We start from the raw sequence: 25,209 nt of genomic DNA on the forward strand, positions 1-25,209 counted from the left end.
CCCTCAGGCAGACTTCAGCGCAAACCGCGAAACCGGGCGACTCAGGCCGTAATGCTCGCGCAGGGTGGTACCCGCATAGTCCTCGCGAAACAGCCCACGCTTGCGCAGGATCGGCAGCACTTCATCGAGGAATACTTCAAAGCCCTCGGGGAACGCCGGCGGCATCACGTTGAAGCCATCGGCGGCGCCGCTGCGGAACCACTGTTCGATCAGGTCGGCAATTTGCACCGGCGTACCCACCGGCACCCAATGCCCGCGAGCACCAGCCAGGCGGTTGATCAACTGGCGCAGGGTCGGTTGCTCGCGGTCGACGATGTCGATGATCAGCTTGAAGCGACTGGCTTGGCTCTCGCCGCCTTCAAAGTTGATCAGGTGACGTGGGAATGGTGCATCCAGGTCCTGACCGGACAGGTCCACACCCAGCAGGCGGCGCAGCTGGCCCAGCGCGACGTGCGGCAGTACCAGGTCGTTGAGTTCGTCGAACTTGCGCTGGGCTTCGGCTTCGGTGCTACCGATGTAGGGGCTGATACCCGGGAGAATTTTCAGCTGGCGAGGGTCGCGCCCCACTGCCCTCGCCCGCGCGCGGATATCGTTGGCGAATTCGCTCGCGCTGTGCAGGGTCTGGTGGGCGGTGAAGATCGCTTCGGCATGCTTTGATGCGAAATCACGGCCATCCTCGGACGAGCCGGCCTGCACTTGCACCGGCCTCCCTTGCGGGGAGCGTGGCGAGTTGAACGGGCCCTTGACCCGGTAGTGCGTGCCCACATGGTTGATCGAGTGCACTTTCGCACCGTTGGCGAACACCCCCGCCTCCTTGTCCAGCACCAGCGCATCGTCCTCCCAGCTGTCCCACAGGTCACCCACCACCTGCACGAATTCTTCGGCCTTGGCATAGCGGTCATGGGCCGACGGATGTTGGTCCAGGCCGAAATTGGCAGCGGCGGCCGCCAGGGACGTTGTGACGATGTTCCAGCCGGCGCGGCCCTTGCTCAGGTGATCCAGCGCGCTGAACGAACGGGCCAGGTTGTAGGGCTCGCTGTAGGTGGTGCTGGCCGTGGCGATCAGGCCGATGCGTTGGGTCACCGCGGCAATCGCCGCCAGCCAGGTCACCGGTTCGAAACGAATGCGCAGGCCTTCGCGGTCGCTTTCGGCCAGGGATGGCGAATCGGCGAAGAAAATCGCATCGAGCTTTTCCCGTTCCGCTCTCAGTGCAAGCTGTTGGTAGTAGCCGATGTCCATGGACGTTTCCGGCACTGACTGCGGGTGACGCCACGCGGCTTCGTGATGACCATTGGGGTAGATGAAGAGGTTGAGGCTGAGCTGGCGTTCGGTCATATCCCTGTTCCTGAAATAGAGAGCTTGAGTCAGTGAATCTGAAAAAGGCAGGACAACACGCGACTCAATGCAACTCTGCAAAGTCGCTCAACACGTCATCGCGCAGGGCGATGAAACGGCTGTCGCTGCGATTGCGCGGGCGCGGCAGATCGACGTCGACAATGCGCCGGATACGCCCCGGATTGGGCTGCATCACCACCACCCGGTCGCCGAGGAAGACCGCCTCGTCCACATCGTGAGTGACCAGGATCATGGTGATTTTTTCCTTGGCCCAGATGTTCTGCAGCTCGCCCTGCAGACGTGCGCGGGTCAAGGCGTCGAGGGCGCCCAGTGGCTCATCCAGCAACAACACGCTCGGACGATTGACCAGCCCGCGGGCGATGGCCACGCGTTGCGCCATGCCGCCGGAAATCTGGTGCGAGTAGGACTCGATGAAGTCCTGCAGGCCGACCAGTTCGATGTGCTCGCGCACGGTGTCGCGCTTCTGCCCGGCGCTCAGGGGCGAGTTCTTCAGGCCGACCGCGACGTTCTGCTCGACGTTGAGCCAGGGGAATAACCGGTGATCCTGAAACACGATGCCGCGCTCCAGGCCCGTGCCCTTGATCGGTTTGCCATCGAGCAGGATGCGTCCGTCGAACTCTTCGTCCAGGCCGAGGATCAATCGCAGCAGCGTGGATTTGCCACAGCCGCTGGCGCCGACGATGCTGATGAACTCGCCAGGGGCGATGTCGAGATAGATGTTCTCGAGTACCTGCAATTGCGTCGAACTGCCCGGTTGGGAGGTGAACCGCTTGCTGATGTGTTCCAGGGTCAGACCGTTGCTCATGTTGCGATCCTTTTCAATGTGGCATCAGGGAATCAAAGTGGCAATCAGCGCGCAGCGATGCCGTACAGGCGCTGCATCCGCCGCTCAAGTGTCCGGGCCAGGGCGTTGAGGCCCCATCCCACCAGGCCGATCACCACCATTCCAAACAGCACCAGGTCCATCATGAAATGTTCGCTGCCATCGATCAGCGTGTTGCCGATCCCCTCCCCCGATACCAGCAGGTATTCGGCGCCGATGGTCGCCAGCCAGCTGTAGACCAGCGCGAGGTAGAGCCCGGTGAAAATCGATGGCAAGGCGGCGGGCAGCATCACCCCGACAATGGTCTGCCAGCGGCTGAAGCCGTACACCCGCGCCACTTCCAGCAGGTTGGACGGGACGTTGCGCAAACCGTCGCAGGTGTTGACCACCACCGGCACCAGCGCGGCCAGCGACAGGAACACCACCTTGGCCACATCGCCCAGGCCGAACCACACCGAGATCAGCGGGATCCAGGCGAACAGGGAGATTTGCTTGAAGGTGTTGAAGCTCGGGCCGACCAGACGTTCGAAATGCCGCGAGAGACCCAGCAGGCAACCCAGTACCAGACCCAGCGCGGTGCCGATAAAAAAGCCGCTGAGGTTGCGCGCCAGGCTCGCCGAAATGGCCCGCCAGAATTTGTCCGAGGTGATTTGATCCCAGGCCGTCGCCGCGACTTTTTCCGGCGAAACGAACAGTCCCGATTCGCTCCACCCCAGGTTCGAAGCCAGCCACCACAGGGCAATCGCCGAGAGGGGCAAGACCCAACCGCGATAGCGGTGGCTACTGTTAGCTGATGACAAAGCTGCACTCATGACTGGTGTCCCCCAACCGTTGGCCGACCGCGATTGAGGCGTTTCTCCGCGTAATCGAAACCGCGATCGATCAACAGACCCAGCGTCCCCACCACCACGACGGCCGCCATCACCAAATCCAGTTGAAACAGCTGACGCCCATAGACGATCAGATAACCCAACCCTTCACTCGAAGCCACCAACTCGACCACCACCAGCGACAACCAGGCTTTGGTGAAGCCCAGGCGAAACCCGGTAAACAGCGTCGGGATCGCCGCCGGCAAGACGATGGAGGTGACGCTTTGTCGACGGCTGAAGCCGTAGGTCCGGCCGACTTCCAGCAAGCCTTTGGGCGCCTGGCGGAACGCCTGCAAGGTACACAGGGTGATCGGCACCAGGGCGGCCTTGGCAATCAGCACGTACTTGAGCGTTTCGCCGATGCCGAACAGCAGCAAGGCAAACGGTAGCCAGCCCAGTACCGGAATTTGCACCAGTGCGTTGAAGGTCGGTAGCAGATAATCCTCCAGCGTCCGCGACAGTCCCATGGCCAGGCCCAGCGCCACGCCGAGCAAGGCGCCGAGACTGAATCCGACGACAACCCGCTGCAGGCTGGCCGACGCGTTCAGCCACAGATCGCCGTTGCCGACCAGGTCCGACAGCGCCTGGTAAACATAGGCTGGCGGTGGCAGCACCTGCTCTGAAAGCCAGCCACGTTCCACTCCCACGTACCACAAACCCAGTAACAGCAACGGCAACAGCCAGGGCAAGGCCTTGTCACCCAGGCTCAAGGACCAGGCATTGCTGCGCGACAATTTGCTGCGCGGCACCTCGACCTTGCGCACCGGGCGAGCGGGTGCCGGTGGAAGACGCTTGACGTTGTCGCTCGGCAATGCCGGCGCCCCATACTTCTCGAGTCTTGCGCTCTGTGCCCTGGCCATTTGCCTAGCTCCCTTGCTTGCTGGTCGTCGTGACCGCTACCGCGTTACCCGCCGGCTGCTTGCCATCCGGGCCGTAGGGCGTCCAGTAGTTTTCCAGTCCCTTGGCCTTGAGGGCTTTGTGCAAATAGCTGGTCTCGAACCAGCCATCGATACTGACCGGGCGACGGATGAGTTTTTCTTCCTTGGCCTGGTCCGCCACGGCCTGGTAGCGGCTGAGCAGGAAGTTGTCGACCAGAGGCGAAGCCCTGTCCCTGAGGGGGACCCCGGTGAAGTCGGCACGCAATGAATCGGCGGGGTCGTTGCTCTTGGCCCATTCGGCGAAGACTTCGTCGCGATGGCTGTCGTCCGATGTCCACTTCGCCGCATCCACCAGCGTGTCGACGACCTTTTGCACCTTGTCCGGGTGCTCTTTCTCATAATCACCGCGAACCACCAGCGCCGTCTGCCGGGTGTAGCGCACGTCCTGTTCGGGATTGTTGTAGACGATGTCGATCAGGCCTTTATCACGCAGCTTGAACAACTCACGCCCGCCGAATGCGGCGTCCACGCCGTTGGAAATCAATGCCGCCTGAGAGCTGCCGGTATCGAGATTGATAGCCTTGATATCGCGCTCGGTCAGCCCGTGTTCCGCCAGCAGATTGATCATCACCAGGTGGCCGTTGGTGCCCCGGAAGATCGCGACTTTTTTGCCTTTGAGGTCCTCGATGGTTTTCACAGACGAGCCCTTGGGCACCGCCAGATAAAGATTGGCGCGCACACCCAATGCCGCCAGCAACCTGGTGTCCAGTCCGTTGGAACGCCCGACGACCGCCGGCAGATCGCCCTGGTAGGCGAAGTCCAGTTGCTGGTTGGAAAAGGCTTCGTTGACCGCAGGCCCGGCCCCCTTGAAGAAGTACCACTGCACTTCGGTCCCGGTGCCGGCGAAGGCTTTCTCCAGCAGCTGCTGATTGCGCACGATGCCCAGCGTCGAACCGCTGAAGGTCACCGGGTCACCGCCGCCGGCTGTCGCTACACCGATGCGCAACACATCGGCCTCGGCCACGGGTATCACCAAAACTGCAGCTAGTGCTGCCGCGATGCTGCCTTTTTTGAACAGGCGAATGCCATTGAGCTTCATGTCAGCCTTCCTTGTACCGATGAGAGTCGCTCGTCAGGCGGCGAGGTGTTTTTTGTCGGCTTCGGTTTTCGGCGAACGCGCATCCACGCTCGGCTTGAGCGCCTGGCTCAGGCGACCATCGACCCCCACCGGAACATCACCGTCGATGGTGGTGCGGCGCACGATGCGCTGGGCATCCCCGTAATCGTTGATCGCGATGTGCTGGGTGGCGCGGTTGTCCCAGATCACCACATCGCCCTCCTGCCAGCGCCAGCGCACGGTGTTGTCGACATGGGTAATACGGTCGTGAAACAGGCGGATCAGTTGTTTGGAGTCGCTGGCACTTACCCCCTGGATCTGTTTGACAAAGTGCCCCAACAACAAACTTCTTTCACCCGACTCCGGATGTACTCGAACTAAGGGATGTTCGGTTTCGTAGATTTCCGCGGTGAACTGTTCACGATAACGCTTGAGTCCCGATTCATCGGTATTACGCGGCACTGCGTAGTCATACAAGTTGGTGTGCAACGCGCGAAGATTATCCGCCAGTTGTTTTAACGGGTCTGGCAGATCGGCGTAGGCCGCTGCCGTATTGGCCCATACCGTGTCGCCGCCAAAGGGAGGAATAACCACACCTCGCAAGATGGAAATCTTCGGGTAATTGGCCACGAAGGTCACATCGGTGTGCCAGGAATTGGCGCGGGTTTCCCTGGCATCCAGATGCAGGATCGCGGCGCCCTGCTCGGCGGAACGCACGGTCGGGTGCGGCACCTGATCCCCGAAGCGGCGGGAAAAAGCCTCGTGTCCGGCGTCATCCAGATGTTGGTCGCGAAAGAACAGCACTTTATATTTCAGCAATGCCTGATTAATGAATTCGAATGCCTCGGCGCTGATATCCCCTCCCAACTTCACGCCTTCCAGTTGCGCTCCAATTCGACCAGCGACCGGTTTGATTTGAATAGTCATCGAGCTACCTCCTGTCTCACGAGTTGTTGTGGGACAGATCATAAAGACATAAAAGCAGTGATGACTAATCACAAATTATTCTAAAGATAGATTAAGTGCTATATAACAAACGCGATATTCAATTCAGATAAAAGCTATAAACCTCCTGTTATTAGCTAATAACTTTTTAAAAGCAATATGAAACGAAAGTGCAAACCACCCCACTATTTTGGCTCCCCGCCCTCAAATCAACAGCTCCAGCGTATCGAACAACTCGACATCTTCCGGCCGTGCCGAGCGGGCGCGGCGGCGGATGACCTGGAACAGGCAATCGACGAAGCATTGTGCGGCGACACCCAACTGGGCGTTGCGTGGATTGACGATACCGATGGTGTCGGTAGAGAAGCTTTCCGCCAGTGCCAGCCGCGCTACCCGTTCGCGATAGATCGGCACGATCAGCATCGGCTCGGGAAAATAGCTGAGCATGTCGGTCTGCTCGATCAACGATAAGGTCAGCTGCGGCGAATGCGCGCGGTGGATGTGCTGCATGTCGATCTGCGCGCCGTGCTGCCAGAACAACTCGGTCATCAGGCCTTCGTGGCTGGCATCCGGATAATTGACCACCCAGTCCTGATCCAGCAAGTCGTGGATGGAACGGCTGTCGCGGCGTGGATGAGCATGGCGGGCCACCACGGCCATCCGGTAGGAACAGATCGGCTCACAGACGAACTCCGGGCGCGGCAGCAACGAAGACACCAGCCCCACCGCAAACTCCATCGTGCCGTCGCGCAATCGTGGCAAGGTTACCGCCATCAGCCCTTCGAAGATTTCCAGGCGCACACGGGGCATTCGTTGGCGGAACAGCGTGACGACCTCGGGCAACAGGGTCATGCCCATCCACGGCGAAATACCCAGGCGCAAATGCCCCTCGGCCTGGTCGCTCAGGTGCGCCAACTCCAACTGCGCACGCTCGAGTTGACTGAGCATCTGCCGCGCATGCTGCAACAGCGATTGGCCATAGGGCGTCAGCACCACCCCGCTGGCATTGCGCACCAGCAAAGGCAATTGCAGATGTTCCTCCAGCTCACGCAGGGCCTTGGCCACGGCCGTCTGCGAGACGTCCAGTTGCCGCGCCGCCGCGCGAATACTCCCGCAATCGGCAATCATCACCAGCGCGCGCAATTGATGCAGCTTCATCCTTTCCTCCTGGCTCCGCAGGTGTAAACCCTGGGTTTTCAGCCCCGCTTTTTTGCGACTGCCGCCGCTTTCGCCAACTCATTAGGATCGCAGGGTATCAGTCGGACATCCAAAAACGACCAATAAAAACGAGGAACCTGTGATGCTCAACCTGCCTGCGCTGCCCGGCATTCGCGCGCTCGAAGACGAGATGATCGCCCTGCGCCAACACATCCACGCCCACCCGGAACTGAGTTTCGAAGAGTTCGCCACCGCCGACCTGGTGGCCAGCAAACTCCAGGCATGGGGCTACCAGGTACACCGTGGCCTGGGCGGTACCGGCGTGGTCGGGCTACTTCGTCACGGCCAGGGCAACAGGATGATCGGCCTGCGCGCCGACATGGACGCCCTGCCGATCATCGAGCAGACAGGCTTGCCCTACGCCAGTCGCCACGAAGGCGTGATGCATGCCTGCGGTCACGACGGTCATACAGCGATGTTACTGGCAGCAGCCAGGTACCTGGCCGAGAGCCGCGCGTTCGATGGCTCGCTGGTGTTGATTTTCCAGCCCGCCGAGGAAGGCGACGGCGGCGCGCAGCGCATGCTCGATGACGGGCTGTTCGAGCGGTTCCCGTGCGATGCGGTGTTCGCGATGCACAACATGCCGGGGCTGCCGGTGGGCAAACTCGGTTTCCTGCCGGGACCGTTCATGGCCTCGACCGACACGGTGACCATCCGCATCGATGGCGTCGGCGGTCACGGTGCCATGCCGCACAAGGCGGTTGATCCAGTGTTGGCCGGCTCCGCCATCGTCATGGCGTTGCAGAGCATCGTCGCGCGCAATGTCGATCCGCTCGACACCGCCGTGGTCACCGTCGGCGCGTTCCACGCCGGCATCGCCGCCAATGTTATTCCCGATCACGCCGAGTTGCAGTTGAGCGTGCGCGCCCTCAAGACCGAGGTACGCGATGCACTGATTGCACGCATTACCTGCGTGGCGCAAACCCAGGCGGCGAGCTTCGGCGCCCGCGCTACCATTGATGTCGACGAGGCACAGCGTTTTCCAGCGCTGTTCAACCATGCCGAAAGCACCGAATTCGCCCGTCAAGTGGCGCTGGACTGGGTCGGTGAAGACGGTCTGATCCGGGACATGAAACCGCTGACCGGCAGCGAGGATTTCGCCGTGATGTTGCAGCGCCGCCCCGGCTGCTACCTGCTGATTGGCAACGGCGACGGTGAGGGCGGCTGCATGGTGCATAACCCCGGCTACGACTTCAACGACGACTGCCTGGCCACAGGGGCCAGCTATTGGGTTCGTCTGGTTGAAACCTTCCTGGCCTGATTCGCGCTCGACAACCGGGTATCGCCCTCGCCTTCTGGAGTTCGCCACATGTCCACGCCCATTTCTACCGTTGCGCCGGCTGCCACTACGGTGCGTCGACCGATCGGCGCACGTGCCATCGCCGCCATCACCATCGGCTCCGGCCTTGAGTTCTACGACTTCTCCGTCTACAGCTTTTTCGCCACCCTCATCGGCCGGCAGTTCTTCCCCGTCGAAAGCACGCTGGGGCAACTGCTGCTGTCGCTGGCAACCTTCGGCGTCGGCTTCGGCATGCGCCCCATCGGCGGCCTGGTACTGGGCGCCTATGCCGACCGGGTCGGGCGCAAACCGGCAATGATGCTGACGCTGTGGCTGATGGCCCTGGGGTCGCTGCTGTTCGCCATCGCGCCCACCTATGCGCAGATTGGTATCGCCGCGCCAGTGATCATCGTGCTGGCGCGCTTGATACAGGGCTTCGCCATCGGGGGTGAGGTCGGCGCCTCGACCGCGATGTTGATGGAGCACGCCGACGACAAAAATCGCGGATTTTATGGCAGTTGGCAGCTGTTCAGCCAGGGCCTGAGCTTCCTGCTCGGGGCGCTGGTGGCCCTGGCGCTGAGCTCAACCTTGTCTGACGAGGCACTGGAAAGCTGGGGTTGGCGCTTGCCGTTCGTGCTGGGCATCCTGGTGATTCCGGTCGGCGTCTACATTCGCCGCCATCTCAAGGAAACCGCTGCCGACATACCCCAAGGCGCTGAAAACCGGTCTGGTATCCGGCTGATATTCACCCGCCATCGCCAGACCATCCTGACCGGTGTGCTGCTGGTCATCGGCAGCACGGCATCCAGTTACATCGTGCTCGATTACATGACCAATTACACCGTCACGGTGCTTCACCTGCCGATGCAGATGGGCACCGCCGCTGCCTGTCTGGGTGCGCTGGTGCAGATCAGCCTGTCGATCTGGGCCGGCCGATTGAGTGACCGCATCGGCCGGCGCCGCACCATTGCCTTGGGCGCGATTCCGATGTTGTTGCTGATCTATCCGGCGTTCATGTTGATGAATCACGTTCCCGCGTTGGGCACGCTGTTGCTCGTTTCGCTGGTCACCACCCTGCTGTTGGTGCTGATTACCGTGCCGACGTTGGTGCTGGTGACCGAGCTGTTTCCGCGGGCGATTCGTGCCACTGGGCTGTCGATCGTTTATTGCCTGGGGGTTTCGGTGTTTGGGGGTTTTGCCCAGTTCTTCGCGACCGGGTTGATTGGCCTGACGGGTAATAATAATGCGCCGGCGTTGTATGTGATGGTGTGTTTGAGTCTCACGTTGATGGGGTTGGTGAGGGTCAGGGAAACGGCTGGCAGAGCGTTGGATTGATCTGGGGCTGGCAAGCCGGCAGCGCCGCCGCCCTGACGTGATATCGCTGTCCCGGTGTTTCAACTCACCAGATACCTGTTCAACGCCTCCCCCAGGGCTTCGAACGTCCTGGCGATGCGCCCGACCTTGCGCAGGTCGTTGTGCATGGCGATCCACACGTCGACCTCGAAGCCAAAGCTGCCCGGCAGGACCTGGATCAGGCCATGGGTCGCGGCGACCGTGGCCGGGCACAAGCCGAAACCCAGGCCGGCCTTGAGCGCAGCGAGCTGGGCAAGGTGGTTGTCGGTGGCAATGGTGAATGACTGATCCGCGTCACACAGCCCCACGTCGACCAGCCGGCGCAGGTCGGCAGAGCGTCGGTCGGGCCCAATCAACGGGGCACGTCGCAGCGCTTCGATATTCGCGGGTTCGCCGTAGCGCTCAAGGCACTCGGCGCTGGCGTATATACCGATGCGCAAGGCCCCGGTGCGTCGCGCGACGATCCCTGCTTCGCTTGGGCGCAACAGGCGCACGGCAATGTCCGCCTCCTGGCGGGAGATGTCCTCCAGCGAGTCGCTGATGCTCATCTCAAGCTTCAGACCAGGGTGTTGGTAGTGAAATTCACGGATCAATCCGGGCAGTACCTCAACGCCCAGGAAGTCGCTGCTGGTCAGCCTGACGGTGCCGCGGGACACCTCCGTTTCGCCGCTCGCCATGCGATTGAACGCCTCGGCCGCGATCGCCATGGACTCGACATGATGGATCAACCCCTTCGCCGACGCAGTGGGCGTAAGACCCGTGGGAGTACGGGTGAACAGACTCACACCCAGTCCTGACTCGAGATTCTCCAGCCGTCGCCGCGCAGTCGCCTGGGCAATGCCCAGCATCCGTGCCGCGCCGGACAGGCTGCCACTGCGTAACACAGCCAGAAACACCCGCTGGCTTTCCCATTCAAGGCCGCTCATACATTCCTTACCAACGGTTGCTCCATTTGTTGTCTTCTGCCGCACGCGAGGAACAGCGATCATGTGCCTCTCATTTGTCACGCAGCAGTATAAGGAGCAGCACCATGGGTTTCACCGGTCAATGCCGATGCGGGCGCGTCCATCTTCAATTGCGCACCGAAACGCTTGCGCCGCTGTACGCCTGCCACTGCCTGGATTGCCAACGCTGGAGCGGCAGCGCGTTCGCCTTGCACATGCTGTGCAGCGCACAGGCGGTGGACGTGTCCGGCGACACGCTCAGCTACAGCCATGCCCATGACGGACAGATCTCCACCCAGTATGCCTGCGGCACCTGTTTCACCCGGCTGTTCAATGAAACGACGGCAGCCCCCGGTATGCGTGTGGTGCGTGCGGGGGTGCTCGATGGTGCCGAGCGCTTGACGCCCATGGCGCATATCTGGGTCGCGCGCAAACAATCCTGGGTCTCGCTGCCGGAGGGCATCGCGCAATGGCCACAAAGCCCGACACCTGAAGCATTCGCAAGCGCCTTGAGCGAACAGACGTTGACTTCGACGCCGCCGCCAGCGGCTTTAGATTAAACCGGGCGATCATTCGCACAGATGGCATAATCGCAACCTGTTTATAACAGGGGCGTATCAATGACTGTCGAAAGCTACGACCAACTCGCGATCTTCGCGGCCGTGGCCCAGGAGCGCAGCTTCACCCGCGCCGCCGCCCGGCTCGGCATGTCGCAACCGGCGTTGAGCCGGGCCATGCGTCAGTTGGAAGAGCGTCTGGGGGTCCGGTTGCTTGCCCGTACCACGCGCAGCGTCTCCCCCACCGAAGCCGGTGAGCATTTGCTGCGGGTGATCGCACCACGGTTCGAAGAAATCGACAGTGAACTGGCGTTGCTCAGCGAGTTCCGTGACAAACCGGCCGGCAAATTGCGCATCACGGCCGGTGAGCATTCGGCGATCACGCTGTTGCATCCGGTGCTGGCGAAACTGCTGCCCGACAATCCCGACCTGAACATCGAAATCATCGTCGACTACGGCCTGACCGACATCGTCGCGGAGGGTTTCGACGCTGGCGTCCGGCTGGGCCAGCAAGTGGCCAAGGACATGATCGCGATGCGCATCGGCCCTGACATGCGCATGGCGGTGGTGGGCTCCCCGGCGTATTTCAGCCGATACCCCAGGCCGCTCATCCCGAGCGACCTTACGGTGCACAACTGCATCACCCTGCGCATGCCGACTTACGGCGGCCTGTTCCTCTGGGAGTTCGAGAAAGGCGGACAGGAACTGAAGGTACGGGTCGAAGGCCAGCTGGTTTTCAACAATATCGCCATGCGCCTGGAGGCGGCCCTCCAGGGGTTGGGACTGGCCTATATGCCGGAGGACCTGGTGCTGGAGCATGTCGCGCAGGGCCGGCTGATTCATGTACTCCAGGACTGGTGCGAACCCTTCTCTGGCTACCACCTCTATTATCCGAGCCGGCGCCAGAGTTCACCGGCCTTTACCCTGCTGCGCGAAGCTCTGCGCTATGAGGGTTGATTGACGAGGACAGTATCGAGCGCTTCACCGGCGCGCCTGGCAGCAGCGGCATCACCCTGGTCAGCCAATAGCCGGATCAGCTGACGCAACTGCGCAGCCGTCAGGCCGACCCTGAGGCTGGCCGCCATGTGCGAGCGCAGTTGCGGCTCGACACCGGGCGTGACGGCTAAAGCCGCGACGGTGGCCAGTTCTCGACTTTGCCAGTCCAGGTTGTCGCGCTCGAAGATGTCGCCGAACAGATGCGCCTGCAAATACTGATTGATGACAGGGACGAAGTCGAACAACGGGCCCTGGACAGGTGCACCGGCGATGCGCGTTTGGTTAGTTTTGCCCGCCTCTAGCAGTTCCTCGCCGACAGGAATATTCCGACTGGGCTCGCGCCCCGGATCGTCCTGAATACCGCGTTGCTTGCGCGCCTCCACCACCTTCATGAGCGCGCCAAGCGCATTGAGACTGCGCGGAAAACCGCTGTAGGCGTAGAGTTGCACCAGGATTTCCTTCGCCTCGCTGACCGTCAGGCCCGCATCCAGCCCCTGATTCAAGGCGGTATTGAGCCCGGACATGTTGCTCGTGGCCATGGCGGCGGCAATCAACGGGATGGCCTGTTGCCTGGCTGACAGCGTCTGGGAAACGGCTTGGGTCGCCGGCTCGGCTTTCGATGCCTGCGAACCTTGGGCGTGGTATTGCTCGTCGCTGACTTTCTCCAGCCATTGCACGCTCTTGCCATCCACCGAACCCGTCACGGCCAGATGGGTCATGGCGCTCGTCGCCGCGGCGCCATGCCAGTGCTTGACGCCTGGAGGGCAGACGATCACGTCGCCGGGGCGAATTTCCTGCACGGGCTTGCCCCACTCCTGGACCAGCCCCACGCCGGAAGTCACCACCAATCGCTGTCCCGCGGGGTGGGTATGCCAGGCCGAGCGTGCGCCCGCTTCGAAGCTGACATACGCGCCGGACGCATTGATCTCATCCGTGGCGGGAAACAAGGGATCGACCCGTACCCGACCGGTGAAATTTTCCGAAGCGCCCGTTACCGCAGCCTGAGTGCCCGCCCGGCTGATCTGCTGCTCGATGCGGCGGGACTCATTGGCAGTGTCTGCGCCGGCGTCGGCAAAGGGGGCTGCCGCGCACACCGCAATGCCTATCAAGGTGTATTTCATGAGCACGTATCCCTTCAAGTCAGAGCGTTCTTTGGTAAAACGCGGTCAACTGGTCCATCGCAATGTCCACATACGCAGGCACCCAGTAAGTGTCGATATGGGTCGCGCCCTCGATGGTGAACAGTTTTTTGTCCTGGGTACCGGTGGCCTTGGCCAAGGCTTGTTGCGACATGTACAGGCTGTCGGCCTTGCTGCCGGCGATCATCAGCAACGGCTTGTCGATCAGCTCGATCTGGTCCGTGGCATCGAAGCTCATCAGGTCCATCAGGCTGCTCTGGGTGTAGCGGAACGTCGAGTTGGGGTGAGCGTGGGTCTTGCCGTAGTACTCGAAGCCCTGTCGATACAGATCGAACGGCAGCTTGGCGATCTGTTCATCGGTCAGCTTGGCATCACCGACGTAAAGCACTTCCCCACCCGCCGCTTCCTGGGCGCGGGCCACCGACGCCTGCTGCAGGCGTTGCTGAATCGTCGACAGCTGCGAATCTTGATAGCCATTACGCCGGACCAGCCCCGAGTTGAACATGCTCAAGGTCGCAATCGACTGGAAGCGCTTGTCGGTTTGCGCCGCCGCCAATGAATACCCGCCACCGCCGCAGATACCCAGCAAGCCCAGGCGCTTGCTGTCGACGCCGGGATAGCGGGCAATGAAGTCCGCCATGCCATGGATGTCTTCGATGCGATGGGCCGGTTTGTCCACATTGCGTGGCTCGCCACCACTGGCCCCTTGATACGCCGCATCTGCCGTGATCGTGATGTAGCCCTGATCCGCCAGGCGCTGGGCATACAGGCCCGCGACCTGCTCCTTCACCCCGCCATTGGGGTGCGCCACGACGACCACCGGGTATTTTTTCGCCGCATCATAGTTCGCCGGGGTGTAGACGTTGGCGGCAATGTCCAGGCCATCCAGCTTGTAGCTGACCGGATGGATGTTGACCTTGCCCGGCTTGTTCCTGGTCAGGGCGCCACCGTAGGTCAAGGTGAATGGGTTCTGCCTGTAATCCGCAGCTTCGGCTTCGACGCCCGACATTCCGATCATGGCCGCCATCAACGAGGCCTTCAGCGTGGTTCGCAGCATGGGAATACTCCTGACATTTCAAGTGAGTGAGAGAGGTGGCCGACAGCGCCACGCGCTGGTTCAGTCCAGATTTTTTTCAGCGAGAAACTGCGAAACCAGATCAGCGATCTCGACGTTATTCATGTCCGAAAAAGGAAAGTGGCTATTGCCCTTGATACCGATCTGCGGCAAGTGGACGAGCCTGACGTCGCCGCCATGGCGATTCACCGCATCACGCCACAGGCGCGCCATCTCGAGCCGCGCGCGCCAGCTGTCCTGGGCCGGCAACCGGACCGGTTGCTCGGGGATGTTGTCGCCGTAGAAAATAACGATGGGGATGCGGGTCAGCGCCTTGAACTGCTGCGCCGATACGGCCTGCCCCGCGAGCGTGTCGAACGCGCTGGCAATCGGCGCGGGCACCTCGCCCTCGGGAAACACGAAGCTGCTGCCCGGCTCGAACGCCACGATGGCTCGCACCTTCGGACTTTTGATCGCCGTCAACCAACCCGGACCGCCGCCCTGGGAATGGGTGAACAGGATGGCCGGTCCGGTCTTTTCCAACAGAGCGGAAATACCATTGGATACGACGTCAATGTCGTAAGGCCCGGTATTGGGCGTCATCGACCGAAAGAACTGCTCCAGTGCCGCCTGCCCACGGGGAAACTGGCTGCCCTGGAAACTCTCGGGCCACAGGCCGATGCGGAACTGGTTGAACCACAACTGCTCGTCCGGCAGCGGCTTGATCGTCGTTTCAACCAGGCTACGCCCCGCATCGCCGCGGCGCGGCTGGTCGATCAGGTACGTGGAGAATCCTCGTCGCAGGAAAATGTTCTGGAAGCCTTCACGGCCATCGGCCGTTGTCTCCCAGGACTTCGCGGACTGCCCCGCGCCATGCAGCATCAGAATCGGCAACGGACGCGCGTCGACGGGCACCTGATAGAACGCGTACACATGGTCGCCGTGATAGGTCTGGCCATCGGGCATCAACGGTTTATAAGGGTCGAAGATTCCCGGCTGGGTGATCGAGCCGCCGCCGGCAACGAGGCTGCCCTGGCCCTTGATCACCAGTGGCCCCTGCCCCTCAGCGCTAACAAAGGCACTGGCGCCGAGGGCAAAACACAGACTGCCGGCCTTTGCCGCGGCGGGCACGCACTGACGGATGAAACGCTGGATCATGGCTTGCTCTCGGTTTGATAACCCGAGAGCAAATTACCTTTCAGCGATTAATCGATAAACCGCCTTAATCACATAGCACTGATACCAGAATCACATAAGTTCGATGAGTCAAACGACAATCAAATCCCTCTCGGCAAAAGAGCTGATTATTTTCTGGGGAGCGATGCGATCATTTGATCAAAGGCCGTGACCAAATATCTCCCCTCAAGCTTTTCTACGGTGGGCATTTTTGAAGGAAACCCGAATCGCACTCTGCCGGGAAGCACTTCATCCATAGCGCAGTACCAGGTCAGTAGCGCCTGTTGAAGGCGCACATGCAGCTCGAATTTACTCCGTCGCCGGGTGGGGTCTGCGTTGGCTCGTTCGCGCGCAAGCTGAGGATCTATTCGGCCAACAATGTAACAGTCAGCAAAGCCGATACGTCCTTGTGCGATCGTTTCCCTGGTCGCGTCCAACTCTATTCGCCAGTCGTGTTCGCTCGCCTCGCCGATCTGCCAAAGGCTCCAAATATAGTGCAGCTTGAGAGGGTCACTGTCACACAAAGCCCACGAAGAAATATCTTCCATGGCCAGCGCCTTTTGCCAGCGATCCACGTTTCGCTCTGCCCAAAAAGTGGCTGCTCCGACGGGATCCTTTATCCGATCCGGCTCGTTTTCAAAACGACCGTTTTCAGCAATGACATGTTGCCCTCCATGCTTGGCGCACCACGTGGTTTTACCGCTGGCGCTGATACCCTCGACAACCAAAATCATCGTTTCGACTACTCCGTTAGTTGCATCGTCCTTGTAGTCCCAAGCATCTGGGGCTTTCTCATGATCGCTGGCGCCTGTTTGCCGCTGCGTAACGACTCGGCAATGGGCAAAGCCCCATTTTTTACATAGCTCGCCAGCGCTGCCCTGCGATTAAGGCGACTCCTGATTATTGACACATTATGACCGGCGGAAGGTTTTGGCGGAAATCTGCCGTTGCCAATCAGCAGCAAAGGGTCGGTTGCTGCCTTGGGTGGAAGGTAAGACACAGGTTCCTTGAAGGGCCGAGAAACCTGACAGGCGTGTTGGATATACACCTGGCCAGTGGTCGCATATCAAGACTCGAATCGACTGAGCGTCGTGTACTTATCAAACGGCAGGTAACGCCCCTGCCGGTCTCGCATCACCTTGATCATCGCAATGTCGGGATCGCTGGAAAAGAACAGGCGCCCACCGCTCGCCACGAGGTAATCGAGCAAGCGCTCCTTTTCCCCGACCAGACTTTCCGGGTTGCGGTCATTGGCGGTGGTGACCTCCAGGCCCAGCCAGTGGGTACCGGGTATCAGGTCGCCGGCAAAAACCACGGGGCCTCCTGGCATTGCGATTTCCGGGATCAATTGGCCCGGCGTATAGCCCTCGCTGAGGTGGAACCGCCAGCCGTCCCCCAGTTCCTTGCAACGCCCTCCTTCGAGCAGCATCAGGCGGCCGCTGGCTTCAAGCCTGTGCACGATCTGCCGGACGAACAGGGAACGGTCATGGGGATGGTTGTGACGGGCACGAAACCAGTGACGTTCCCCGGTAATGTAGCGCGCTGCGGGGAATAACAACCGTGGTGTATCGCCATCGTCGATCGCCGCGCGCAGCTCGGGACTGAGCTGCGCGTGCAGATGGCTGAGCACCACTGCATGGATGTCGCCCTCAGTCATATCGTTTTGCGCCAGGCTCTCCAGCAACCCGGGGGCATGCTTCTGGCAGGTGCAGGTCCGGCGCGGTGGCGCGAGCAATGCATCCGCTCCCGCCAGCACCAGAATGTTCCTGTCCCCCTGCTGGACCAGCAAACCCCGTGAGGCAAGTTGCACCAGATTGTCATGATCGGGCCTGATCCAGTCGGCCCAGACCTGCCTGGGCGTATGACCGAACATCACCCCACCGTCCAGCTTGCGACTTCTACCAACCAGCGTGGATAAACGACGGTTCACAACCATCCCCTCTTTCAGTTCGCGTCACCCGACCGAGTCCAGTCATCACCACAATGCAAGGACACCACCCACTGCAATGAGCTGCGCCGTCAGCACGAACGCCAGGATCAACGGTTTGATACCCGCCTTGCGCAAGTCCTGCAGACGGGTGCTGAAACCCAGCGCGCCCATGGCCGAGGCCAGCAGCAGATCATCCAGGCCGACGAGAATCTGCCGGGCACCCTGCGTCAGCGGCATCCATGAATTGATCGACATGCAGATCACAAAGCCCAGCACGAATACCGGCACCTTGACCGACGCCGTGGATTCATTGCCGGTTCCGCCCCGCGACCACCACAGCCCGATGCCGATCAATACCGGTGCCAGCAGCAACACGCGGATGAGCTTGGCAACGATGGCCGCTTCGGCAGCCTGCGGGTTCATTGCTTCGCCTGCGGCCACGACCTGGGCGACTTCATGCAGGGTGGCGCCGGTAAAGACGCCAAAGGCGTGGCTGTCGCCCAGCAACCCCGGCGCAAGGCTGAACACCCACGGATAGGCCAGCATGCCGAAGGTGCCGAACAGCACGATACAGGCCATGGCAATGGCGACCTGGTCGTTGCGTGCCCGCACCACTCCCGCGCTGGCGAGGATCGCAGCAGCACCGCAAATCGCGTGACCGGCGCCGATCAGGATGGCTGTGCCGCGATCCATGCGCAGGACGCGAACACCCAGCCAGATGGCCAGGGACAGCGTGGACAGGATCAACAGCACATCGATGACGAAGGCCTGCACGCCCAGCGCCTGCACCTGTTGCACGGTGAGGCGAAAGCCATAGAGCGCGACGCCGACGCGCAGCAGTGATTGCTTGCAAAGCTGAACGCCGCTGGCCAGCGCATAGTGGACAACGTTTGGCGTCAGGTTACCCAGCGCCAGGCCGATTAGCATGGCCAGTGTCAGTGCGCCAAGACCACTGCCGTGCAGCATCGGCGCAGCGGCGAACCAAAGGGCGAAAGCGGCCAGTGCGAGGCTGCCTGCCAGCCCGGGAAAAAGGTTGAAGGGAGAACGAAGGCTTGCGACGAGCATGAGCAAATCCCGGCCCGATCGGGCCAAAAAGAATTCGAAGGAGTCGGCGAGACGCGAAAAAAAACCGCTGCCGAAGCAGCGGCAAAGTGCACAGCGTCGTGAAACGGAGAACTACTTGCCGTAGCGGCGCAGGGCTGCCGGGCTGTAGTTTTCTTTTGAAGCCAGCTGGTTGAAGACCATCTTCTGCTGGGTTTCGTTGGTCATGTAGTTGGTGGAGTAGCGACCCGAAATGAAGTCATAGGTGGCTTCCATCGCCTGGAACGGCACATCCACGTCCGGCAGCTGAATCGGGTAGCTTTCGTACATGCGCCACAACTCGCCACGGCTGTCGTACATCTCCGAGCTTGCGATCTGCCAGTTGTCTTCGTCGATGTAGAAGCGGCGCTTGCCGTACACATGGCGGGCGCCAGGCTTGAGGGTCGCCTCGACTACCCAGACGCGGTGTTTCTCATAACGCACGTACTGCGGGTCGATAGCGTTTTTCTTCAGCAGGTCGGCGTACTTCAGCGACTTGCTCGCCAGCTTGTAGCTGTTGTACGGGATCAAGCGTTCCTGCTTGCCGATCAGCTTCCAGTCGTAGCGGTCCGGGGCACCGTTGAAGCCACCCACGCCATCGGAGGTCAGTTGGCCATAGCTGTAGCGGGCACTGTTGTCGTAGGCCACGGTCGGCGCACGACGCACCCGGCGCTGGCCGGGAATGTACTGCCAGGCACCGCGTGGCTCGGCGACCTGGTTGACCGGCTCGTGGACCATGGTGATTTCACCGGCCACGCGCGACGGGCTCAAGGCGCGGATCATGCTGAAGTACAGGGCGTTTTCTTCCGGTTGCAGGTCACTGACCGCCGAGCGGAAATGCACGCTCTGCTCATAGGTCACCAGGGTGCTGGCACCGCTGTCTTCGACGGTGGCCGAGGCCATCTCACGCTGTACCGAGCTGCCGATGTAACGCGCCAGGTGGTTCCACATGACTTCCAGCGGTTCGGTCGGCATCGGGAACGGCACGCCGGTGTTGTAGCCGATGATGCCGTAGCCATTGTCGGCCAGTGTCACCTTGCCGGCGTTGTCATGGGTGGCCGCGTTGACCTTGTCAGGCATGTGCGTGGTGCGATGCGACGGGTAGACATTGATCTTGTACGTCGCTGGGAAACGCTTGAGCATCGCCATCTGCCCCGGCGTCAGCAGCTTTTCGTATTGGCCGGCGTTAGCCGCGGTGACCACCATCAGTGGTTTTTCGCTGGCGAAAGGATCGGTGTAGTCGCCATTGGCACTGGCACTCAAACTGCCCGGTTTCAGGCCGCCGTCCCAGGCCGGGATAGTGCCGTCAGCATTGGCCGCACGCTCGCCGCCCATGGCATTCAAGGTCGTGCCCAGCTTTGAAGTGTCGGTGTCCTTGGCGTACAGCGATGTGCTCAGGCATGCCGCAGCCAGGACGGACATTACGAGGGGTAGTTTTTTCAGTTTCATGGTCATCAGAAGCTCACCTTAAGGTTAACCGATGCAAAGTCACGGTCGTCGAGGGTGCTGAAGTCGCCACCGAAGAAATCGTTGTAGTTGAACTCCAACGAGTAATTGGTGCGGTATTCAAAGAGCAGCGAGAGACCCACTGCTTTCTGTCCTTCCTGGAAATTGGGGCCATAACCGTTCACGTCATGGCGAAAGTTGATGCTCGGGGTCACGACGGTCGACGGCAGGACGCCTTCGTAAGCCAGGGCACCGCGCAGGCGGTAGCCCCAGGACCAGTCGGTGTAGAAGCCGCGGTTGTCGTTGCAGTTGTCGGCGTTGAGGTTGGCGATCTGGCCAGCATTGAGGTTGGCCGTGCCTGGCGTGACGCAGAAGCTGGCCGGAACCGCCGGGTTGAACGCGGTGGTGGTCAACTCGCTGCGGCCATAGGCACCGCTGCGGCCGAAGCGCTCGTTACCCAAGTCTGAGATGTGGTTGACTGCACCTTCCGCCGCCCAGGAAAACTTGCTCGCCCCCAATACGTTGGACACGCTGTCGGTGGCGCCCAGCGAGAACTGCGACACCGGCATGCGCTTGTAGCCTTCGATCGGAGCACCCAGGGCCGGGGCTACCCCCGGACTGGTGAACGGCGTGTTGGGGCTGCGCAGCAGGAACTGAACGGTGTCGTTGCCGTTGAAACCCAATGGCTGGTTCGGCCGGTAGCTCAGCTCGCCGAACACCGCGGTGCTGCCGACCACGCCGCTGAGGCTCAGGCCGAACAGACGGATGTCCTCGGGATAGACCGAGTTGTAGCTGGCGGTGGAGATGTTCGCCAGCGAACCGCCTGGGCCGGAAATCGGCCTGCTGACTGCCGTACCGTTGAACGAAGCGAAACGGCTGGCGTAGTTGGCGTAATACAGGCCCAGCTCGGCATCGTTCAGGCTTTCGATGACCTTGTGCAAGGCCACACCGTACTGGCCGCCGTCATGGGCGTAATCCGTCTGGCCGCGCGGCACGAAGGTGCCGGCTTGCAAGGCGGTCGCGGTGGTCTTGTCGCCGGTCAGGCCGGCAACGATCGGGCCGCAGCCTTCCGGGGCAAAGTCGGCGGACTGGAAAAAGGTGCCGCAGCCGTCCAGCACCGAAGGCCGGAAGTTGTATTGATAGAAACCCTCCAGGCTCAGGGTGTCGTTCAGGCCGAAATTGAACGAGACCATCTCGACCGGCAACTGCCCTTCCTTGAGTTCCACGCCCGGACGGTTGAACGCCGAGACGTCGAGCGGGTTGATGGCATTGATGCCGTTCTGGAAGAACAGCGCTTCACCCCAGCTCAGCACCTGCTTGCCGACCTTGACGCTCAGTGGGTGATCGGCCACGTCGAAGTTTTTCCAGACATAGGCGTCCAGGGTCTCGAAGCCCTGGAACTTCGCCATGTCCGGCCAGCCGGAGTCGTCGAATTTCTTGAAATCGCCGTTGCCGCTGTCCAGCGCGTGGTCATACCAGTACTTGAGGCGAATGAAGGCGCCCTGGTTGCCATCGTTGAAGTCGAACTCGGTCAGGCCCTTGTAGACCTGGGAAATCGTGTCGTGCTTGGAAAAATTCAGCCGGCCGTCGTCACCGTTGGTGTCGATGCCCTTGCCGTTCTTGCCGATGCTCCTGGCATCCGGGGCGTACAGCATGCCCGGATCCGGGTTGCGCAACGCCCAGCTCTGGCCGTAGGTCAAGGTGGTGTTGGTGGTCAGCGACCAGTCCTCATTGACATCGAAGGTCACGGCGTAGGCCTGCGGGCAGGCGAAGGTCGCCAACGCGACGCCGACGGCCAGCAGGCAGGGCGAAAAACGCCGGTGTTGCAGGGTGGAGATGGCGGTACTGCTCAACATGCATGTCACCTTTTTTTGTTTTTAATGGTGAAGCGCTCCCCGCACCGGGGCCTTTAAGCCCCAGCGTGAGTCAGCGTGGTGTGGCGTCTTAGATAGGGTTGCGGGTGCGCTCGTGCAGCACTTTTGCGGGGATGCCCAGCAGCAGGACCGTCGCGCCGAACACCAGCAGGCCGGCGATCACGTCAAAGGCGACAAACAGGCTGCCGGTCTGGGTCTTGACCGCACCCACCAGCACCGGGGCGATCATCGCGGCGATGCCACCCAGGCTACTGATAAGTGCAATTCCGCCGGCAGCGACGGGGCCGCTGAGGTAGGCCGGTGGAATGGTCCAGAACAACGGCACGGCCGACAGGCAGGCAGCGGCACCCAGGCTCATGAACAGTACCGACAGCTCAAGATTGCCCTGGAAGAGGCCGAGCAAAACAAAGCTGACCGCCCCCACCAGCATGGTCAGCGCCAGGTGCCAGCGACGTTCCAGGTGTTTGTCGGAGCTGCGGCCGAGCAAGTACATGGCGACCAGGGCGATGCAGTACGGCAGGCTGCTGATCAGACCGATACGGCCGATGTCGGCAAGACCGAAGCTCTGGATCAGGCTCGGCATCCAGTACGCCACGGTATTGGTGCCCGAATAGATGCAGAAGAACACCAGGCCCGCCAGCAGCACCCGCGGATCACGCAGCAACTGACGAAACGAGGCATGGGGGTTGCCCTTGATCTCGTTCTCTACTTCCAGCTGTGCCTGGACGATGGCCTTCTCTTGAGCGTTGAGCCAAGGAGCGTCCTGCGGTTTGTCGACCAGCCAGAACCAGGCGAACAGGCCCAGAAGCACAGCAGGGATGCCTTCGAAGACGAACAACACTTGCCAATCACGCAGCCCGGCCCAGCCATGGAAATGGGTCATGATCCAGCCGGCGAGAGGCCCGCTGACGATCCCGGCAAAGATCCCGGCCATGATGAAGATCGACGTGATGCGCCCACGGCGTGATGCCGGGAACCAGTAGGTCAGGTACAGAATCACGCCGGGGAAAAAACCTGCTTCGGCGACGCCCAGGAAAAAGCGTGCGACATACAATCCGGTCGCGGAGCTCACCAGGCTGGTGCCGATGGTCACCAGGCCCCACAGCACCATGATGCGCATGATGGTCAGCCGCGCCCCAACCCTTTGCATGTAGAGGTTGCTTGGCACTTCGAACAGCAGATAACCGACGAAGAACACCGCCGCACCCAGCCCGTAGGCGGCGTCGGACAACGCAAGATCTTCAACCATGCGCAACTTGGCGAAAGAAATGTTGATGCGGTCGATCGAGTTGATCACATAGGCGACAAACAGGAACGGCAACAGGCGCCAGGCAATCTTGCGGAAAATCTGCTGTACCTCGTGTGCAGCTGCCTCGCCCGTCAGGCACGGACTTCGTTCAACCACGCTAGTCATTGCTTGTGCTCCTGCGACAAACGCATTGGAAACATTTCTTGTTGTTATTGTTCTCTCGCCCGACGACGAGACTGGGAACAAGGGCAAGGCGACCTGCCCTGTCCACTTTCATTGCGCAGCGGATAACGCACGCAGTTCTTCATCAAGCATCGGCACACCCAGCTCGCAGGCTTCAATGCCCTGCAGGCTGACGATCTTCAGCACTTCCAGCACCTGCTCACGGGTCGCGCCCAGCTGCAGCGCGGCCTGAATGTGGCGCCGCGTGCCATGGCCATACAGGTGAGTGATGGCGGCATCACCGGCGATGCACAGGAACTCGATCCACAGCGGCGGCAGAATGCCGTCCTTCCACAGCCCGAAGCCCATGCCGAGGAATTTCTCCAGATAGGCCGGATCCCACTTGTAGAGGGTCTCCCACAGCGGATTGAACATGCCGTTGGCGCGCACGGCATCGCAGACCGGCGTCGCACCCGCCGCCACCGGTTCATCGTCTATACCGGCATTGGCCAGTTCCTCGGCGAGGATCGGCACCCCGAGCGCACAGGCATGGATACCGACCACGCTGGCCAGCTTGAACACTTCAAGAATCTCGGCCCGGGTCACGCCCAGGCGCAGCGCGTCACGCACATGGCGGCGCACGCCGGGGGCATACAAATGGGTGGCGGTGACGTCGATGTTCAGGCGGATCAGCGCCACCAGTTTCGGATCGAGGATGTCGTTGACCTGGCTGTCCTCAACCAACTGCATGAAGCGCTCGGTCCATGGCCCATCCCACTCCGCCATGCGGTCCAGGCGTTCATCGAACAGGCCGGCGGCGCGCAGCGCGTTGTAATTGGGGGTATCGCTCATTGTCGTTCTACTCGCTTTGAGATGAGGTCAGATCACGCCGCCGCCATTGGGGCTGAGCACCTGGCCGACCAGGTAATGCTCGCCCGCCAGATACAGTACGGTGCCGGCATACTCCTCGACCGTGCCAAAGCGACCCAGCGGAACTCCTTGCCACAAACGGTTGCGGGCGTCTTCACCAACGGCGTCCAGATACTCATTGAACGCCGGGGTGGCAACGCCGCCCGGGGCCATGGCGTTGACGAAGATGTTGGCGCCAGCCACCTCATAAGCCACCGATTTGGTAAAGGCGATCACCGCGCCCTTGGTGGCGCAGTAGTGCGGACTGTGCGCGCTCTTGCTGGACAGACCGGCAATCGACGCGATGTTGATGATCTTGCCCTCTCGCTGCGGCTCCATCAGCCGCAGTGCCGCGCGTGTGCAATAGAACATGCCGTGCACATTGACGCCCCAGTAGCGGTGCCATTCCTCGTCGCTGATCGCGCTGGTGAAACCCAGGGAGCGACGCGGTTCGGGGCTCGACATGTAGCGGTACAGTGCATTACGACGCTGGGTATCGACCTCACGGTTCGGCGTCAGTGCGGCATTGTTGACCAGCACGTGCAGGGTGCCGAAGCGCGTCACGATCCGGTCGAACATGGCATCCACTTCGGCACTCGACGACACATCGCAGCGCACCGCCAGGCATTCGGCGCCCTGTGCTTCAACGGCATCCCGCGCCTGCGCCAGCGACTCCTCGCTGACATCACAAATCACTACCTTCGCGCCGGCCTTGGCAAAAGCCACGGCGCACGCCTTGCCCAGGCCAGGACCAACGCCGGTCACCAGGGCGACTTTATTCACAAGATTCATTGCACACTCCATGGAAACGGGTGAATCAGGCGACCGGCAGCGTTTTCGCCACCGGCCTGCGTC

The 25,209-nt window shown here is 61.3% G+C and carries 23 protein-coding genes; 4 read left to right on the forward strand and 19 right to left on the reverse strand.

From position 1 onward, the window contains the following. Positions 1-3: 3 nt before the first annotated feature. From PMI35_RS29800 to PMI35_RS29770, 7 genes are all read right to left on the reverse strand, one after another. Entirely contained in the window at positions 4-1,335 is a 1,332-nt protein-coding gene (locus tag PMI35_RS29800; RefSeq protein WP_008054972.1) for an LLM class flavin-dependent oxidoreductase, read from the reverse strand. Positions 1,336-1,399: 64 nt separating this feature from the next. Next, positions 1,400-2,161 (reverse strand): ABC transporter ATP-binding protein, encoded by a 762-nt coding sequence (locus tag PMI35_RS29795; protein ID WP_008054973.1) that lies wholly within the window; start codon positions 2,159-2,161, stop codon positions 1,400-1,402. 44 nt (positions 2,162-2,205) lie between these two features. Then, the gene (locus PMI35_RS29790; protein WP_008054974.1) at positions 2,206-2,991 is read right to left on the reverse strand and encodes an ABC transporter permease; all 786 of its coding nucleotides are present in this window, start codon (positions 2,989-2,991) and stop codon (positions 2,206-2,208) included. Next, on the reverse strand, positions 2,988-3,908 hold the full coding sequence (locus PMI35_RS29785; RefSeq protein WP_008054975.1) for an ABC transporter permease: 921 nt from the start codon (positions 3,906-3,908) through the stop codon (positions 2,988-2,990). The genes PMI35_RS29790 and PMI35_RS29785 overlap by 4 nt, the downstream gene beginning before the upstream one ends. A 4-nt stretch (positions 3,909-3,912) precedes the next feature. Then, positions 3,913-5,025 (reverse strand): ABC transporter substrate-binding protein, encoded by a 1,113-nt coding sequence (locus tag PMI35_RS29780; RefSeq protein ID WP_008054976.1) that lies wholly within the window; start codon positions 5,023-5,025, stop codon positions 3,913-3,915. Positions 5,026-5,058: 33 nt separating this feature from the next. Continuing rightward, the gene (locus tag PMI35_RS29775; protein WP_008054977.1) at positions 5,059-5,970 is read right to left on the reverse strand and encodes a TauD/TfdA dioxygenase family protein; all 912 of its coding nucleotides are present in this window, start codon (positions 5,968-5,970) and stop codon (positions 5,059-5,061) included. 222 nt (positions 5,971-6,192) lie between these two features. Then, positions 6,193-7,146, reverse strand: coding sequence for a LysR family transcriptional regulator (locus PMI35_RS29770; protein WP_008054978.1), 954 nt, complete (start codon positions 7,144-7,146; stop codon positions 6,193-6,195). 142 nt (positions 7,147-7,288) lie between these two features. On the opposite strand from PMI35_RS29770, the gene PMI35_RS29765 reads away from it, so the two are divergent. After that, entirely contained in the window at positions 7,289-8,467 is a 1,179-nt protein-coding gene (locus PMI35_RS29765) for a M20 aminoacylase family protein (RefSeq protein WP_008054979.1), read from the forward strand. A gap of 48 nt (positions 8,468-8,515) precedes the next feature. Beyond that, entirely contained in the window at positions 8,516-9,820 is a 1,305-nt protein-coding gene (locus PMI35_RS29760; protein WP_008054982.1) for an MFS transporter, read from the forward strand. A gap of 59 nt (positions 9,821-9,879) precedes the next feature. Here the strand turns inward: PMI35_RS29760 and PMI35_RS29755 are convergent, their stop codons facing one another. Next, on the reverse strand, positions 9,880-10,764 hold the full coding sequence (locus PMI35_RS29755) for a LysR family transcriptional regulator (RefSeq protein WP_008054984.1): 885 nt from the start codon (positions 10,762-10,764) through the stop codon (positions 9,880-9,882). 104 nt (positions 10,765-10,868) lie between these two features. Between PMI35_RS29755 and PMI35_RS29750 the strand changes: the two genes are divergently transcribed. After that, positions 10,869-11,342: a GFA family protein gene (locus PMI35_RS29750; RefSeq protein WP_008054985.1), complete on the forward strand. Its 474-nt coding sequence runs from the start codon at positions 10,869-10,871 to the stop codon at positions 11,340-11,342. A 60-nt stretch (positions 11,343-11,402) separates the two neighbouring features. Then, the gene (locus tag PMI35_RS29745) at positions 11,403-12,296 is read left to right on the forward strand and encodes a LysR family transcriptional regulator (RefSeq protein ID WP_008054986.1); all 894 of its coding nucleotides are present in this window, start codon (positions 11,403-11,405) and stop codon (positions 12,294-12,296) included. On the opposite strand, the gene PMI35_RS29740 is transcribed toward PMI35_RS29745, so the two are convergent. The 11 genes from PMI35_RS29740 to PMI35_RS29690 all read right to left on the reverse strand — a co-directional run bounded on the left by PMI35_RS29740 (position 12,284) and on the right by PMI35_RS29690 (position 25,146). Then, on the reverse strand, positions 12,284-13,456 hold the full coding sequence (locus tag PMI35_RS29740) for a (R)-mandelonitrile lyase (protein WP_008054987.1): 1,173 nt from the start codon (positions 13,454-13,456) through the stop codon (positions 12,284-12,286). The two genes, PMI35_RS29745 and PMI35_RS29740, sit on opposite strands and share 13 nt — an antisense overlap. Before the next feature lie 19 nt (positions 13,457-13,475). Further along, positions 13,476-14,531 carry an alpha/beta hydrolase gene (locus PMI35_RS29735; protein WP_008054988.1) on the reverse strand — a complete coding sequence of 352 codons (1,056 nt, stop codon included), beginning with the start codon at positions 14,529-14,531 and terminating at the stop codon, positions 13,476-13,478. A 60-nt stretch (positions 14,532-14,591) separates the two neighbouring features. Further along, a complete protein-coding gene (locus tag PMI35_RS29730; protein WP_008054989.1) occupies positions 14,592-15,686 on the reverse strand; it encodes an alpha/beta hydrolase in 1,095 nt (364 codons plus the stop codon). A 146-nt stretch (positions 15,687-15,832) separates the two neighbouring features. Next, positions 15,833-16,438, reverse strand: a complete 606-nt coding sequence (locus PMI35_RS29725) for a hypothetical protein (RefSeq protein ID WP_008054990.1) — start codon at positions 16,436-16,438, stop codon at positions 15,833-15,835. A 332-nt stretch (positions 16,439-16,770) separates the two neighbouring features. After that, complete coding sequence (locus PMI35_RS29720) at positions 16,771-17,634, reverse strand: MBL fold metallo-hydrolase (protein WP_157295522.1); 864 nt, start codon at positions 17,632-17,634, stop codon at positions 16,771-16,773. A gap of 45 nt (positions 17,635-17,679) precedes the next feature. After that, positions 17,680-18,699, reverse strand: a complete 1,020-nt coding sequence (locus tag PMI35_RS29715) for a YeiH family protein (RefSeq protein WP_008054992.1) — start codon at positions 18,697-18,699, stop codon at positions 17,680-17,682. Between the two features lie 111 nt (positions 18,700-18,810). Continuing rightward, the gene (locus PMI35_RS29710; protein WP_008054993.1) at positions 18,811-20,169 is read right to left on the reverse strand and encodes a DUF1329 domain-containing protein; all 1,359 of its coding nucleotides are present in this window, start codon (positions 20,167-20,169) and stop codon (positions 18,811-18,813) included. Further along, positions 20,169-22,016, reverse strand: a complete 1,848-nt coding sequence (locus PMI35_RS29705) for a DUF1302 domain-containing protein (protein WP_008054994.1) — start codon at positions 22,014-22,016, stop codon at positions 20,169-20,171. Before PMI35_RS29705 ends, PMI35_RS29710 begins: the two co-directional genes overlap by 1 nt. A gap of 88 nt (positions 22,017-22,104) precedes the next feature. Then, the gene (locus PMI35_RS29700) at positions 22,105-23,448 is read right to left on the reverse strand and encodes an MFS transporter (protein ID WP_008054995.1); all 1,344 of its coding nucleotides are present in this window, start codon (positions 23,446-23,448) and stop codon (positions 22,105-22,107) included. Between the two features lie 108 nt (positions 23,449-23,556). Further along, on the reverse strand, positions 23,557-24,297 hold the full coding sequence (locus PMI35_RS29695) for a carboxymuconolactone decarboxylase family protein (protein ID WP_008054996.1): 741 nt from the start codon (positions 24,295-24,297) through the stop codon (positions 23,557-23,559). A gap of 27 nt (positions 24,298-24,324) precedes the next feature. After that, positions 24,325-25,146: an SDR family NAD(P)-dependent oxidoreductase gene (locus PMI35_RS29690; RefSeq protein ID WP_008054997.1), complete on the reverse strand. Its 822-nt coding sequence runs from the start codon at positions 25,144-25,146 to the stop codon at positions 24,325-24,327. Positions 25,147-25,209: the final 63 nt, after the last annotated feature.

Source organism: Pseudomonas sp. GM78 (assembly GCF_000282475.1).
Taxonomy (GTDB): domain Bacteria; phylum Pseudomonadota; class Gammaproteobacteria; order Pseudomonadales; family Pseudomonadaceae; genus Aquipseudomonas.